Here is a 13,811-nt window from a genome sequence, read left to right as displayed (position 1 = left end):
TGACGACGGTATCGGGCCGTCGCTCGCGCAGCGAGAGAAGGGAGGCTCGCGGTGACTCTCTCCACCATCGGCGCCGCCTCGAAAAATGGCTTCCGCTACGGCAATCCGGCCCTCGACTGCGACGGGGCGGAGATCCGCACGCAATGCCGGCAGCTCGCCACGGTGGTCTCCGTCGCGGGGCGGGCCGACGGGCCGAACCTGGACCAGCTGATTCGGCACGTCACCCGGTTCGTATTGCCCGAGAAGCCCGTCGTGCTCGATCTCAGCGATATCACCGAATTCGCGGCGGAAGCTCTCGGACTCTTCGACGCGCTCGAGGTCCGGTGCCAGGCGGTGGGTGTCGGCTGGTGCCTGGTGCCCAATGCCGCCGTCGCGCGCACGGTGCAGCACCACGGCGACGCCGCCGGCTATCCCTGCGCGGACTCCGTGCCGCACGCGCTGCACGCATTCTCCGATGCCATCAACGAGCGGCGCCGACTGCTGCCGCTGCTCACCAAAGCCGTCTGACCGAGAGGTTTCCCATGCTCATCGACATCCGCTGGCTGCAGTACCTGTTCGGCCGCCGTCACCGCGCGGTCGCACCCCAGCCCGGCGTCACGCACTGATCCGGCACTGAGCCGGCGCTGAGCCGGCTAGGCCGAGGGCGGTGACCAGTAGGCGAGCATCTCGGCGAAGGTGTCGAACGCCGCGCCCGACACGCCGTAGGTCGCCTCGAAGTGCAGGCTCAGCGGGAACCCCAGGTCGGCGACACCGTCGATCACCCGCTGGTAGAGGTCGAGCAGGAGCCGGCGCTTGTCAGCCGGCTCGCTGGCCGCCAGCGTCCGGACGAACTCCTGCTCGCGCGCCACCGCGGCGTTCCCCGGATCCTGGATGAGCCAGTTGATCAGCCCGATCCGCTCCTCGACCTTCGGCACGAAACCGAACGACAGCAGGATCTCCGGGCGGTGGTCCGACTCGCGGGCGAACCAGGTGAGGAAGTCGACGATCGCGTCGGAGTACAGCAGCTGGGTCATGCCGAAGGTGGCGCCGCGGTCGCACTTGAACGCGAAGCGGCCCTGCTCCCCGTCGCGGGTGGGGATCACGATGACGCCGCGCTCCGCCACCGTGTTCGCAAACAGCGACAGCGCGTCGGTGGGTGCGACGCCGCCGCCCTCGCCGTCGTTGAGGCCGCGCGGTACGCCGACGAAGATGATTCCGTCGAAGCCGGCAGAGCCGAGCCGGGCGAGCCGGTCGCGAAGCTCGGCTTCCTTCATGAACGCCGTCACCTGGGTGCAGAGCCCGCGGATGCCCGGCAGCTCCGGCTGCAGGATCGACCAGAAGTCCAGCACGTCGAACTTCGGTTTCATCTCGATCGGCCGACCGTCGTCCTCGTCGATCATCCCCGGGATCATCACGTGGTTGATCCGGCCCTCGATGCCCGACGCCTTCGAGAACCGCAGCACCTTCTCGGCGTCCTCGCGAGCCCGCTCGTGGCCGTGTTCGACGTTGGGCGGCACGAGCTCGAGCGCGACGGTGTTCAGCGTCAAGACCTACTCCGCATCTGGACCTACTCCGCATTGAAAAAGTCGCACAGGTCGTCCGGCGCGGAACCGCGATACCGCTCCTCACACGCCACCGGGGACATCACCCTACAGCGCGGGCGGGCGCGCCGACCGACGGCCACCCGCGGCCCGCTAGCGTCTTGAGCTGGTGGAGGCCCTCATCGACTTCGACGGCGCGCCGGTGATCGCCATCCCGGCGGCCGGCGGATTCCTGCACGAGGCGATGCTGCTCGAGGGGCCGCAGGGCTGGGGCGAGTTCGCGCCGCCGCCCGACGCCGACGACCAGGCCGCCGCGCGCCGGCTCACGGCCGCCATGGAGGGCGGCACCGTGGGCTGGCCGGATCCGCGGCGCGGCCGGGTGCCGGTGGCCGCGGTCATCACCGCCACCGACCCGGCGGCGGCCGCATCGCAGCTCGCGGGCTGCCGGGCCGCGGACGTCCGGGTGGGTGCGGGCGGCGACGACGCCGCCCGGCTGGCGGCGGTGCGCACCACGCTCGGCCCGACCGGCACCATCCGCTGCGACGCAGGCGGTGCCTGGGACGTCCGCACCGCGGCCGCCGTCATCCCCCGGCTGGCCGCCGCGGCCGGCGGCGTGGAGTTCGTCACCCGGCCGTGCCGCACGACGACGGAGACAGCCGAGCTGCGGCGCCGAATCGACGTCCCGATCGCCCTGCCGGCCGCGGTGGCGACGACCGACACCGCCGACGTGGCGGTGCTCGACGGGGCCGCTGCCGGCGGCGTGCGGCGGTCACTGCGCCTCGCGGAACGCTCGGCGCTGCCCTGCGCGGTGGCGGCCGGGCCGTCGACGAGCATCGGCGTGGCCTCCGCGCTGGCGCTGGCCGGGGCGCTGCCGGCGATGCCGTTCGCGTGCTCGCTGCACCGGCTCGCCGCCGACGTGGTGAGCGCCGGGCGCGTGCTGTGGCCGACGGCCGGGACGCTGCCCGTCGCGCCGGGGCCCCCCGCACCGGATCCCGCCGCGGTGGCGCGCTACGCCGTCACCGACCCGCAGCGGCTCGCGTGGTGGCGTGATCGGTTGCGTCGGGCTAGATCAGCCCGCAGCCGGTGACGCCGCAGAGCCACGCGCTCGCCAACAGGACCGGCCACAGCGCCACCATCGTCAGCAGGCCCGCGAGGTCGGCGAACACCGTCAGCCGCGGGCTCAGCGCGGCACTCAGCTGGCCCATCAGCTCGATGTGCAGGGTGGTGTAGAGCACGCCGACCAGAATGTGGCCGAGCGCGGCCCACAAGGCCGCTTCGAGGACGACGCCGGCGTCCACCCTCACCCCGCGGAACTGCCGGCGCACGGCTCAGCCGCAGCGGTCGTCGCGCATCACGCCCGCCCCGGATCGGTCCAGACGATGCCCGCCTGCGCCTGGTCGTTGATGATGCTGAGGCTGCCGGCGTTGCCGCAGTACCAGTCGTACTCGCACGGGTAGGGGAACGTGGGGCCGGCCGTCGGACCGGTGTCGCCCGACGAGCCCGTCACGGTGCCTTGCGCGCACACGGTGGTGGCCCCGGCGTCGGTGCAGTCGGCGGCGGCCGCGGGTGCGCCGACGACGACGCCGACTCCTACTGCGGCGGCGGCGATCCCGAATGCCGGCGTGCGACGGACGGCTCTCATGGCGACCCCCAGGTGACGGCATCGGGCGTTGTCCGAGGATCGTAAGCCGCGCGCCGGCGCCCGACACGGGCTTTCGCGCCAGTCTCGGTCTTCGTTGACGGCTTGTCGGCGGGCGCCGCAGCTGGTTCGGTGGTCGGCGTGCCGATTCGACTGACCCGACGCACTGTCCTGCTGGGCGCCGTGGCCGTCGGCGTGCTCGCCGCCGACCCGCCCGCGGCCGCAGCGCCGCCGGCCGCCGATCCCGACATCGCCGCCTGCGAGGACCGCTACGGCGCCCGCATCGGCGTGTGGGCGCGCGACCTGGCGTCGCCCGCGACGCTCGCGCACCGCAGCGACGAAACCTTTGCGGTGTGTTCGACCTTCAAGGTCTACGCCGCGGCCCGCGTGCTGCAGCTGGGGTTGGACCTCGCGACGCCGGTGCCGATCGCCGCGTCCGAGATCGTGGCGAACTCCCCGGTCACCAGCACCCGGGTCGGATCCACCATGACCCTGGCGGAGGTGTGCGAGGCCGCCCTGACGCTCAGCGACAACGCCGCGGGCAACGCGCTGCTGCGGACCGTCGGCGGCCCGCCCGCCATCACGGCGTTCGCGCGCGCGATCGGTGACGACCGCACCCGACTCGACCGCTGGGAGACCGCGCTCAACGAGGCGCTGCCTGGCGATCCCCGCGACACCACGTCACCGCGCGCGTTGAGCACGGGCTGTGAACGGCTGCTGGTCGGCGACGCGCTCGATCCGGCCGCCCGCGACCGGCTGGCGGGGTGGATGCGCGCCACCCAGACCTCCGGTACCCGGTTCCGGGCCGCGCTGCCGCCCGGCTGGACCAGCGCCGACAAGACCGGCGCCGGCGACTACGGCTCCACCAACGACGCCGGCCTGCTGATCGGCCCGGCGGGCGAACGCGTCGCACTGGCCGTCCTCGCCCGGTCGCGCGACGACCGCCGGGACGCCGGCCCGTACAACGACGCGATCGCCGACACGGTGCGGATCGTGCTCGGGCGCTTCGGCCACCGCTGAACCCGCCGGGGCGCAGCTCCGCGGGTGCTTCGCCGATGTGCGACGCCGTGATCATGATCTCCCTGAGAACCGCGCCCGCCTTGCGCCGAGGAAACAGCACGATGGGTCACAATCCCTCCATGGCGGAGAACGGACACCTCGGGCTGCGCGAGCGGAAGAAAGTGCGAACCCGCGAGACGATCCGCCGGGAGGCGTTTCGGCTGTTCGAGCGATACGGGTTCGCCAACACCACCGTCGAGCGCATCGCCGAAGCGGCCGACGTCTCACCCAGCACGTTCTTCCGCTACTACCCGAGCAAGGAAGCGCTGGTGCGCGGCGACGACCTCAGCGGACCCGTCGTCCACTCGCTCACCGCGCTGCCCGCCGACCTACCGCCCGCCGCCGCCCTGCGCCGGGCCCTCACCACCGCCTTCGCCGAACTACCGGACGACCAGTGGGAGCAGGAGCGCACCCGACAGCGGCTCGTGCTGTCCGATCCCGCACTGCACGGCGTACTGTTGGAGAGTCACTGGCAGGTGATCAAGACCCTCGGCGCCGGCATCGCCAAGCGGGTGGGCCGCGACCCGGAGGACTTCGAGGTCCGGGTGTTCTCGGGCGCCGTCGCCGGCGCGATGCTGGGTGCGATGGGCGACGAGCCGATGACCAAGGAGCAGGTGCTGCGCGCCCTCGACTTCCTCGAGGCCGGGATGCCGCTGACGGCGCGCTGACCGTTCCGTTCCCGCTGATCGCAACCCGCGCCGGCGGCGGGCACCGCGGTTAGCGTTCACCGCCATGACGCTCAACGAGGACTGGCTGGCGGTCGCCGCGGGGCTGGTGCTGCTGGCACTGATCTTGGTCGGCGCGATTCCGGGCAGCGTGATCCCGTGACGGAAGCGCAGGCCGCCGACACCGAGCCGGCCGCACGTCGGTCCGGCCGCTCGCCCCGCACCGCGGCGATCGCCGGCGTGGTGGTCGTCCTCGTATTCGGCGCGGCCGCCCGGTTCCTGGAGCAGCAGGTGCCGCACTGGACGGCCGACACACCGCTGGCGAAGGTCGCGAAGGCCATCGAGTTCCCGATCTACGCGATCGCGCTCGGCCTACTCGGCAACGTGGTGCTGAGCCGGTTGTCGCTGCGGGACGCGCTCGCGGCCGGATTCCGCACCGAATTCTTCATCAAGACCGGCCTGGTGCTGCTCGGCGCGTCGATCAACCTCAAGCTGCTCGCCACCGCGGCACTGCCGTCGATCGTGCAGGCGCTGCTCCTCATCACCATCGTGTTCGGGTTCACCTGGTGGTTCGGCGGGCGGCTGGGGCTCGAGGACAAGCTGCGTGCGCTTCTGGCGTCGGCGGTGTCCATCTGCGGGGTCAGCGCGGCGATCGCGGCGGCCGGCGCCGTGCAGGCCCGACGCGAACAGTTGGCCTACGCGGCGTCGCTGGTGATCGCGTTCGCGCTGCCGTCCATCTTCCTGCTGCCCTGGCTGGCCGACCTGCTGGGCCTGTCGCCGGAGGTGGCGGGCGCCTGGATCGGCGGCAACATCGACACCACCGCGGCCGTCGCCGCCTCCGGCGCCATCGCCGGCGAGGAGGCGCTGCAGATCGCCACCATCGTCAAGACCACCCAGAACGCGCTCATCGGCGTCGTCGCGATCGCCCTCACCGCGTACTTCGCGCTCAAGGTCGAACAACGCAGCGCCGACGATGCGAGCCCCTCGCTGCGCGAGTTCTGGGCGCGGTTCCCCAAGTTCGTGCTGGGGTTCGTGGCCGCGTCGATCATCGGCACGCTCTATCTGCAGTGGGGCGGCGACAAGACCGCGATCACCACCGTCAACGACGTGCGCACCTGGTTCCTCATCTTCGCCTTCGTCGCGATCGGCCTGGACTTCTCGCTGCGGGGCGTGCGGGAGGCCGGCTGGCGACCGGTCGCGGTGTTCGCATCGGCCACCGTGGTCAACATCGTTGTCGCGCTGGGACTGGCGACGGTGCTGTTCGCGGGCTTCGACGCCGCCTGACCGGCGGGGCATACTCGCTGGCGTGACCGGCGTCGAGGAGATCCGTGACCTGCCCCGCGGCTACGCCGAGACGGGTTCGAGGTATTACCCGCTGCTCGTCGCCGCCTTCACCGGCCTGGTGCTCATCTCGAACGTCACCGCCACCAAGGGCGTGGCGTTCGGGCCGATCATCACCGACGGCGGTTTCCTGGTCTTCCCGCTGAGCTACGTCATCGGCGACGTGCTGAGCGAGGTGTACGGGTTCGCCGCCGCCCGCCGGGCCATCGTCGTCGGGTTCGCGATGGAAGCGCTTGCCGCGCTGGCGTTCTGGACCACCATCCGACTGCCCGCCGCCGACTTCTACCAGAACCAGGCCGCGTTCGAGGCGATCTTCGGCGCGTTCATCCAGCTGATCGCCGCCGGGCTGGCCGGCTTCCTGGTGGGCCAGACGGTCAACGCGTGGCTGGTGGTGCGCATCAAGGCCCGCACCAAGGAGAAGCACCTGTGGGCGCGCCTGCTCGGCTCGACCGTCGTGGGCCAACTCGCCGACACCGTGGTGTTCTGCAGCATCGCCGCCGGCGCCATCGGCATCTCGACGTGGCACGACTTCGCGACGTACACGGTGCTCGGCTGGTTCTACAAGACCGCGGTCGAGGCGCTCATGCTGCCCGTAACGTACGCGGTGATCGGCGCGCTGAAGCGCCGCGAACCGACCTATGTGCCCGTGGAGTGACATGCGCCCGACCCGGATCCTCGACTACGGCGACGCGGCGCTGCTCGCCGAATTCGATTCGCCCGCCGAGGTTCTGGCGTGGACCGAGGCCTTGCGCAGCGCGCCGCCGGCCGGGGTCGTCGACATCGTGCCCGCCGCCCGCACGGTGCTGGTCACCACCACGGGTCCCGACCGGCTGGGTGCGGTCCGCCGGGCGGTCGAGCCGCTGACGGCACCGGCCGACGACGTCCTGCACCATCCGGACACCGTGGACGTCGTCATCGACGTCACCTACGACGGCGACGACCTCGCCGACGTCGCGGACCACACCGGGCTCTCGGTCGACGAGGTGGTCGCGGCGCACACCGGAACGCCGTGGCGCGTCGGATTCGGCGGCTTCGCACCGGGTTTCGCCTACCTGCTGGGTGGCGACGCCCGGCTGGCCGTGCCCCGGCGAAGCGAACCGCGCACCCGGGTGCCCGCCGGATCCGTCGCGCTCGCCGGTGAGTTCAGCGGCATCTATCCGCGCGAGGGTCCCGGCGGCTGGCAGCTCATCGGGCGCACCGACGCCGTGCTGTGGGACCTCGGGCGCGACGAACCCGCGCTCTTGCGGCCCGGGATGTGGGTGGCTTTCCGCGACACCGGTCGGGGCCGAACGTGAGCGTCGTGCTGGAGGTGCTCGCGACCGGGCCGCTCGCGCTGGTCGAGGACCTCGGCCGCCCCGGGCTCGGGCACCTCGGCGTGCCGCCGTCAGGGGCGGCGGACCGGCACGCCCACGAACTCGCCAACCGGCTGGTGGCCAACCCGGTCGACCGCGCCACCATCGAGGTGACGCTGGGCGGATTGCACCTGCGGGTGCGCGGCGGCGACGCGCTCATCGCCGTCACGGGCGCCGACACCCGGCCGGCCGCCGACGGTAACCCGTTCGGCGGCAACAGCGTTCACCACGCGCGCGACGGCGAACGCATCGCCCTGGCGGCACCCTCGACCGGTCTGCGCAGTTATCTCGCGGTGCGGGGCGGCATCGCGGTGGAACCCGTACTGGGCAGCCGCAGCCACGACGTGCTGTCGGGAATCGGTCCGGCGCCGCTGCGCGCAGGTGACGTGCTGCCCGTCGGGGAGCACACCGCGGACTTCCCCGAACTCGACCAGGCGCCGGTCGCGGCCGTCGGCGCCGACGTCGTCGAGCTGGCCGTCGTGCCCGGCCCCCGCGACGACTGGCTGGCCGACCCCGACGCGCTGGTGCACCGCGACTGGGTGGCATCCGATCGCAGCGACCGCGTCGGGGTGCGGCTCTCCGGCGCGGCGCTGCGGCACCGCCAGCCCGACCGCCAGCTCCCCAGCGAGGGCGCCGTCCGCGGCTCGATCCAGGTGCCGCCCAACGGTCTGCCGGTGATCCTCGGCCCCGACCACCCGGTGACCGGCGGCTATCCGGTGGTGGGTGTGGTGACCAGCGGCGACGTCGACAAGGTCGCCCAGCTCCGGCCCGGTCAAGCCGTGCGGTTCCACTGGTCGCGGCCCCGTCGGCCGTTCGCTCAGGGCGAACAGCACCCGGAACATTAGCGGGGGCGACTCAAGTTTCTAGGGATAGCCGGCCGGTGATCACCGGCCCCCGCCACGAACCGGAAGGAGACGATCATGAGCAATCTGACCCTGTGGAATCGCCCGGCTCGCAGCGCCCTCGCCGACCTGGACACCTGGGTCCGCGACCTGTTCGGACCCGCCACCGCCAACGACTGGCTGTCCGCGGGGTTCACCCCGGCCGCCGAAGTCGTCCGCGACGGTGACGACGCCGTGGTGCGCGTCGAGCTGCCCGGCATCGACATCACCAAGGACGTCACCGTCGAGATCGACGGCGGCCGCCTGGTGATCCGCGGCGAGCGGCGTGACGAGCACAGCTCCGACGCCGACGGCCGGACGCTGCGCGAGGTGCGCTACGGCTCGTTCCGCCGATCCTTCGCGCTCCCCTCGCACGTCACCGACGATGCGGTATCGGCCAGCTACGACGCCGGCGTACTCACGGTGCGCGTCGCCGGCGCCTACGCCGGCCACCAGCCGCAGCGGATCGCGATCGAGGCGAAGTAACCCCTCAACGATCTCCGGAACCCGGTGACGCCGCCACGGCGCCACCGGGTTTCGTCGTTGCGGCCTACCGCCAGCGCGCCAGCAGCTCCCTGGCCCGCTCGGCGAGGGCGGCCTGGAGGAAGGGTCCGAAGCTGATGCGGGCCACTCCGAGCGGGCCGAACGACGCCGGGTCGCTCTGGTCGGGCGGGCCGATCGCGTTGACCGGCGCCGGCAGCTCGGTGGTCAACCGCCGCATGGTGTCGGGGTCGTGGCGGCCCACCGGATACACCACGTCCGCACCGGCTTCGATGGCTGCGGTCAGCCGGTGCACCGCCCGCTCGACGCGGTCCGATTCGTCGCCGTCCTGGCGCAGGAACAGGTCGGTGCGGGCGTTGATCACCACCGGGACGCCCGCGTCGTCGGCCGCCACCCGCAGCTTCCCCACCAGCTCGGCGTGCTCTTCGACCGACCGCAGCCGCTTGCCCTCGCGGTGCACGGTGTCTTCGATGTTCAGCCCCACCGCGCCGGCGTCGAGCAAGCCACCGATGAGCCGGTCCGGGCTCTCGCCGTAGCCCGACTCGATGTCCACCGACACCGGCACGTCCACCGCGGAGGTGATCTGGCGGACCCGGTCGAGCAGGTCGCCGAACTCCATCCCCTCGCCGTCGGGCTTGCCCACCGAGTCCGCGACCGGATGACTGCCCACGGTCAGCGCGGCGAACCCGGCGTCGACCGCCAGCCGCGCCGACCAGGCGTCCCACACCGTCGGCAACACCACCGGGTCGCCCGGTTTGTGCAGGTCGAGCAGGGTTCTCGCCCGGTGCGCCAACACTTCGCTTCCCGTCACCGCTTCTCCTGTCGGGTTCGTGACCGGACGTGACCTGAGTCACGTCTCATTCCCGATGTGGCTAGCATCGGGTGTCGTACTGTGATTTGAGCCACCTTCAGCCCAAGGAGGTCCCATTGTCCACCACCACTGACCTGACCGAGCTCCATCAGCTCGTCGGTGGCCTGCAGCGGTGCGTCGCCTCGCTGAAGGCCCGCTACGGCAACAGCCCCGCAATGCGCCGCATCGTCAACGACGCCGAACGCATCCTCAACGACGTCGAACGCCTCGACATCGACGCCGGCGAACTCGACGAGTCATGGGGCCGCAGCCACGCGAAATACCATCCGGGCGAGAAGATCCCGGTGCCCGACACCGCGTACGACTCGGCGTTCTGGCGCGATGTCGACGACGAGGGCGTCGGCGGGCACAGCAGGTCTCGCGCGTGAGCGCCCCGACCGCAGATCGGGAAGGGACGGGCGTCTTCTCACAGACGCGAGCCAAGATTCCGCAGCGAACGCTGCGCACCGACCGGTGGTGGCAGGCGCCGCTGCTCACCAACCTGGGCCTCGCGGCGTTCATCATCTACGCGACGGTCCGGGCGTTCCTGCAGCGCGACTACTACGTCGAGGACTACCACTACCTGACGCCGTTCTACTCGCCGTGCGTCAGCACCGGCTGCCAGCCCGAGGCGAGCCACTTCGGCCAGTTCCTGCCGGACGTGTGGTGGCTGCCGTACGCGGCGCTGACGCTGCCGTTCCTGCTGCTGTTCCGGGTGACCTGCTACTACTACCGCAAGGCCTACTACCGCTCGGTGTGGCAGTCGCCCACGGCGTGCGCGGTCGCCGAACCGCACGCGACCTACACCGGCGAGACGCGGTTCCCGCTGATCCTGCAGAACAGCCACCGCTACTTCTTCTACGCGGCCGCGCTCATCTCGCTCATCAACACCTACGACGCGATCCTGGCGTTCCGGTCGCCCACCGGTTTCGGCCTCGGGCTGGGCAACATCATCCTGGTCGTCAACGTGATCCTGCTGTGGACCTACACCGTGTCGTGCCACTCCTGCCGCCACGTCACCGGCGGCCGGCTGAAGCATTTCTCGAAACACCCGGTGCGCTACTGGATCTGGACGCAGGTGTCGAAGCTGAACACCAAGCACATGCAGTTCGCCTGGATCACGCTGGGCACCCTGGTGCTCACCGACTTCTACATCATGCTCGTCTCCAGCGGCGCCATCTCCGACCTCAGAATCATCGGCTGACAGCCGCTTTCAGCCCTTTCCCCGACGAATAGCGAGGTTCCATGGCGGACACCGACCCCCAGCCGAACGACTCCAGCGGTATCGAGCGCCACGATTTCGACGTGGTGGTCATCGGAGCCGGCGGCGCGGGACTCCGGGCGGTGATCGAGGCCCGCGAGCGCGGCCTGCGCGTGGCGGTGGTCTGCAAGTCGCTGTTCGGCAAGGCGCACACCGTCATGGCCGAAGGCGGCTGCGCGGCGTCGATGGGGAACACCAACCCCAAGGACAACTGGCAGACCCACTTCAAGGACACGATGCGGGGCGGCAAGTTCCTCAACAACTGGCGGATGGCGGAGCTGCACGCCCGCGAGGCCCCGGACCGGGTGTGGGAGCTGGAGACCTACGGCGCATTGTTCGACCGCACCAAGGACGGCCGCATCAGCCAGCGCAACTTCGGCGGCCACACCTATCCGCGGCTGGCGCACGTCGGCGACCGCACCGGCCTGGAGATCATCAGGACCATGCAGCAGAAGATCGTCTCGCTGCAGCAGGAGGACAAGGCCGAGCTGGGCGACTACGAGGCCCGCATCAAGGTGTTCGCCGAGTGCACGATCACCGACTTGTTGAAAGATAAGGGGGCGAGCGGAGCGACGGGTGAAGAGCAGGGTCGAATCGCCGGGGCGTTCGGCTACTGGCGTGAGAGCGGCCGGTTCGTGCTGTTCGAGGCGCCGGCCGTGGTGCTCGCGACCGGCGGCATCGGCAAGTCCTACAAGGTCACCTCGAACTCGTGGGAGTACACCGGCGACGGCCACGCGCTGGCGCTGCGGGCGGGCGCGACGCTGATCAACATGGAGTTCATCCAGTTCCACCCGACCGGCATGGTCTGGCCGCCCAGCGTGAAGGGCATCCTCGTCACCGAGGGCGTGCGCGGCGACGGCGGGGTCCTCAAGAACTCCGAGGGCAAGCGCTTCATGTTCGACTACATCCCGGACGTGTTCAAAGGCCAGTACGCCGAGTCCGAGGACGAAGCCGACCAGTGGCTCAAGGACAACGACTCCGCCCGCCGCACCCCCGATCTGCTGCCCCGCGACGAGGTGGCCCGCGCCATCAACTCCGAGGTCAAGGCCGAGCGCAGCTCCCCGCACGGCGGCGTCTACCTCGACATCGCGTCGCGGCTGCCCGCCGACGAGATCAAGCGCCGGCTGCCGTCGATGTACCACCAGTTCATGGAGCTGGCCGAGGTCGACATCACCAAGGAGGCCATGGAGGTCGGTCCTACCTGCCACTACGTGATGGGCGGCATCGAGGTCGACCCGGACACCGGCGCGGCGACGACGCCGGGGCTGTTCGCGGCGGGCGAGTGCTCGGGCGGCATGCACGGTTCCAACCGGCTCGGCGGCAACTCGCTGTCGGATCTGCTGGTGTTCGGCCGGCGCGCCGGCCTGGGCGCCGCGGACTACGTGCGGTCCCTCGACGACCGCCCGGCGGTGCCGCAGGACGAGCTCGATGCCGCCGCCAAGCGGGCGATCGAACCCTTCGAGGGGCCGTCCAACGGCGACAAGCCCGAGAACCCCTACACCTTGCAGCTCGACCTGCAGGACACCATGAACGAGCTCGTCGGCATCATCCGCAAGGCCGACGAGGTGCAAGAGGCGCTCGGCAAGCTCGACGAGCTGCGGGCCCGCTTCAAGAACCTGCGCGTCGAGGGTGGCCGGCAGTTCAACACCGGCTGGCACCTGGCGATCGACCTGCGCAACATGCTGCTGGTCAGCGAGTGCGTCGCGAAGGCTGCGCTGGCACGCACCGAGAGCCGCGGCGGCCACACCCGCGACGACTACCCCGCGATGGAAGCCGACTGGCGCAACAAGCTGCTGGTGTGCCGTGCCGAGGGCGACGACCCCGTCGTCCCCGACGTCAGCGTGGAGAAGAAGGACCAGATCCCGCTGCGGCCGGACCTGCTGGAGCTGTTCGACATCGAGGAGCTCGGGAAGTACTTCACCGACGACGAGCTCGCCGACCATCCCGGACGGAAGGGGTAGGACATGACCTACGAGGCGAACCTGCGGGTGTGGCGTGGCGATGTCGAGGGCGGCGACTTCGCCGACTACTCCGTCGAGGTCAACGAGGGCGAGGTGGTGCTCGACATCATCCACCGGCTGCAGCAGACCCAGACGCCGGACCTGGCGGTGCGGTGGAACTGCAAGGCCGGCAAGTGCGGTTCCTGCTCGGCGGAGATCAACGGCCGGCCGCGGCTGATGTGCATGACCCGCATGTCGACGTTCGGGGAGAACGAGACCATCACGGTGACGCCGCTGCGGGCGTTCCCGGTGATCCGCGACCTCGTCACCGACGTGTCGTTCAACTACGAGAAGGCCCGTGAGATCCCCGCCTTCGCGCCGCCGAAGGAGCTGCAGCCGGGCGACTACCGGATGGCACAGGTCGACGTCGAACGCAGCCAGGAGTTCCGCAAGTGCATCGAGTGCTTCCTGTGCCAGAACACCTGCCACGTGGTGCGGGACCACGAGGAGAACAAGGAGAACTTCGCCGGGCCGCGCTACCTGATGCGCATCGCCGAGCTCGACATGCATCCGCTCGACACCCTGGAGCGGCGCAACTCCGCCCAGGAGGAGCACGGTCTCGGCTACTGCAACATCACCAAATGCTGCACCGAGGTCTGCCCGGAGCACATCAAGATCACCGACAACGCGCTGATCCCGATGAAGGAGCGCGTGGTCGACCGCAAGTACGACCCGATCGTCTGGCTCGGCAACAAGCTGTTCCGGCGATGAGCGCTTGCGCGAAGAGCGACAGCTCCCGATA

Annotated in this window: 18 protein-coding genes; 14 read left to right on the top strand and 4 right to left on the bottom strand. The window is 70.8% G+C overall.

Features of this window, described 5'->3' with window-relative positions:
- Positions 1-51 precede the first annotated feature (51 nt).
- A complete protein-coding gene (locus tag LV457_RS07135; protein WP_232170087.1) occupies positions 52-507 on the top strand; it encodes an STAS domain-containing protein in 456 nt (151 codons plus the stop codon).
- A 125-nt stretch (positions 508-632) separates the two neighbouring features.
- Here LV457_RS07135 and LV457_RS07130 read toward each other — a convergent pair whose 3' ends face one another.
- Positions 633-1,526, bottom strand: coding sequence for a mycobacterial-type methylenetetrahydrofolate reductase (locus LV457_RS07130; protein ID WP_232170086.1), 894 nt, complete (start codon positions 1,524-1,526; stop codon positions 633-635).
- A 163-nt stretch (positions 1,527-1,689) separates the two neighbouring features.
- Between LV457_RS07130 and LV457_RS07125 the strand changes: the two genes are divergently transcribed.
- Positions 1,690-2,607, top strand: coding sequence for an enolase C-terminal domain-like protein (locus LV457_RS07125; RefSeq protein ID WP_232170085.1), 918 nt, complete (start codon positions 1,690-1,692; stop codon positions 2,605-2,607).
- Here the strand turns inward: LV457_RS07125 and LV457_RS07120 are convergent.
- Positions 2,585-2,845: an addiction module protein gene (locus tag LV457_RS07120; RefSeq protein ID WP_232170084.1), complete on the bottom strand. Its 261-nt coding sequence runs from the start codon at positions 2,843-2,845 to the stop codon at positions 2,585-2,587. The two genes, LV457_RS07125 and LV457_RS07120, sit on opposite strands and share 23 nt — an antisense overlap.
- Positions 2,846-2,871: 26 nt before the next feature.
- Complete coding sequence (locus tag LV457_RS07115; protein ID WP_232170083.1) at positions 2,872-3,162, bottom strand: hypothetical protein; 291 nt, start codon at positions 3,160-3,162, stop codon at positions 2,872-2,874.
- 144 nt (positions 3,163-3,306) lie between these two features.
- Here LV457_RS07115 and bla point away from each other — a divergent pair, with 144 nt between their 5' ends.
- From bla to LV457_RS07075, 8 genes are all read left to right on the top strand, one after another.
- Positions 3,307-4,179, top strand: a complete 873-nt coding sequence (gene bla, locus LV457_RS07110; RefSeq protein WP_374198769.1) for a class A beta-lactamase — start codon at positions 3,307-3,309, stop codon at positions 4,177-4,179.
- A gap of 119 nt (positions 4,180-4,298) precedes the next feature.
- The gene (locus LV457_RS07105; RefSeq protein ID WP_232170081.1) at positions 4,299-4,886 is read left to right on the top strand and encodes a TetR family transcriptional regulator; all 588 of its coding nucleotides are present in this window, start codon (positions 4,299-4,301) and stop codon (positions 4,884-4,886) included.
- Between the two features lie 64 nt (positions 4,887-4,950).
- Complete coding sequence (locus tag LV457_RS07100) at positions 4,951-5,046, top strand: cytochrome c biogenesis protein ResB (RefSeq protein WP_232170080.1); 96 nt, start codon at positions 4,951-4,953, stop codon at positions 5,044-5,046.
- Entirely contained in the window at positions 5,043-6,167 is a 1,125-nt protein-coding gene (locus LV457_RS07095) for a putative sulfate exporter family transporter (RefSeq protein ID WP_232170079.1), read from the top strand. The genes LV457_RS07100 and LV457_RS07095 overlap by 4 nt, the downstream gene beginning before the upstream one ends.
- A gap of 22 nt (positions 6,168-6,189) precedes the next feature.
- A complete protein-coding gene (locus tag LV457_RS07090; protein WP_232170078.1) occupies positions 6,190-6,879 on the top strand; it encodes a queuosine precursor transporter in 690 nt (229 codons plus the stop codon).
- Position 6,880: 1 nt separating this feature from the next.
- The gene (locus tag LV457_RS07085) at positions 6,881-7,519 is read left to right on the top strand and encodes an allophanate hydrolase subunit 1 (protein WP_232170077.1); all 639 of its coding nucleotides are present in this window, start codon (positions 6,881-6,883) and stop codon (positions 7,517-7,519) included.
- Positions 7,516-8,421, top strand: coding sequence for a biotin-dependent carboxyltransferase family protein (locus tag LV457_RS07080; protein ID WP_232170076.1), 906 nt, complete (start codon positions 7,516-7,518; stop codon positions 8,419-8,421). Before LV457_RS07085 ends, LV457_RS07080 begins: the two co-directional genes overlap by 4 nt.
- Before the next feature lie 75 nt (positions 8,422-8,496).
- A complete protein-coding gene (locus LV457_RS07075; protein WP_232170075.1) occupies positions 8,497-8,943 on the top strand; it encodes an Hsp20/alpha crystallin family protein in 447 nt (148 codons plus the stop codon).
- Between the two features lie 64 nt (positions 8,944-9,007).
- Here LV457_RS07075 and LV457_RS07070 read toward each other — a convergent pair whose 3' ends face one another.
- Positions 9,008-9,769, bottom strand: coding sequence for an isocitrate lyase/phosphoenolpyruvate mutase family protein (locus LV457_RS07070; protein ID WP_232170074.1), 762 nt, complete (start codon positions 9,767-9,769; stop codon positions 9,008-9,010).
- A 116-nt stretch (positions 9,770-9,885) separates the two neighbouring features.
- On the opposite strand from LV457_RS07070, the gene LV457_RS07065 reads away from it, so the two are divergent.
- The 4 genes from LV457_RS07065 to LV457_RS07050 are packed head-to-tail and all read left to right on the top strand — an operon-like array spanning position 9,886 to position 13,780.
- A complete protein-coding gene (locus tag LV457_RS07065) occupies positions 9,886-10,197 on the top strand; it encodes a hypothetical protein (protein WP_232170073.1) in 312 nt (103 codons plus the stop codon).
- Positions 10,194-11,012 carry a hypothetical protein gene (locus tag LV457_RS07060; RefSeq protein WP_232170072.1) on the top strand — a complete coding sequence of 273 codons (819 nt, stop codon included), beginning with the start codon at positions 10,194-10,196 and terminating at the stop codon, positions 11,010-11,012. Before LV457_RS07065 ends, LV457_RS07060 begins: the two co-directional genes overlap by 4 nt.
- Positions 11,013-11,053: 41 nt before the next feature.
- Positions 11,054-13,030 carry a fumarate reductase/succinate dehydrogenase flavoprotein subunit gene (locus tag LV457_RS07055; protein ID WP_232170071.1) on the top strand — a complete coding sequence of 659 codons (1,977 nt, stop codon included), beginning with the start codon at positions 11,054-11,056 and terminating at the stop codon, positions 13,028-13,030.
- Between the two features lie 3 nt (positions 13,031-13,033).
- A complete protein-coding gene (locus tag LV457_RS07050) occupies positions 13,034-13,780 on the top strand; it encodes a succinate dehydrogenase/fumarate reductase iron-sulfur subunit (protein WP_232170070.1) in 747 nt (248 codons plus the stop codon).
- Positions 13,781-13,811: the final 31 nt, after the last annotated feature.

It is taken from the genome of Mycobacterium sp. MYCO198283, from assembly GCF_021213805.1.
Taxonomy (GTDB): domain Bacteria; phylum Actinomycetota; class Actinomycetes; order Mycobacteriales; family Mycobacteriaceae; genus Mycobacterium.
The sequence above is the reverse complement of the archived record's forward strand: the minus strand, read 5'-3'. Positions and strand labels throughout refer to the sequence as shown.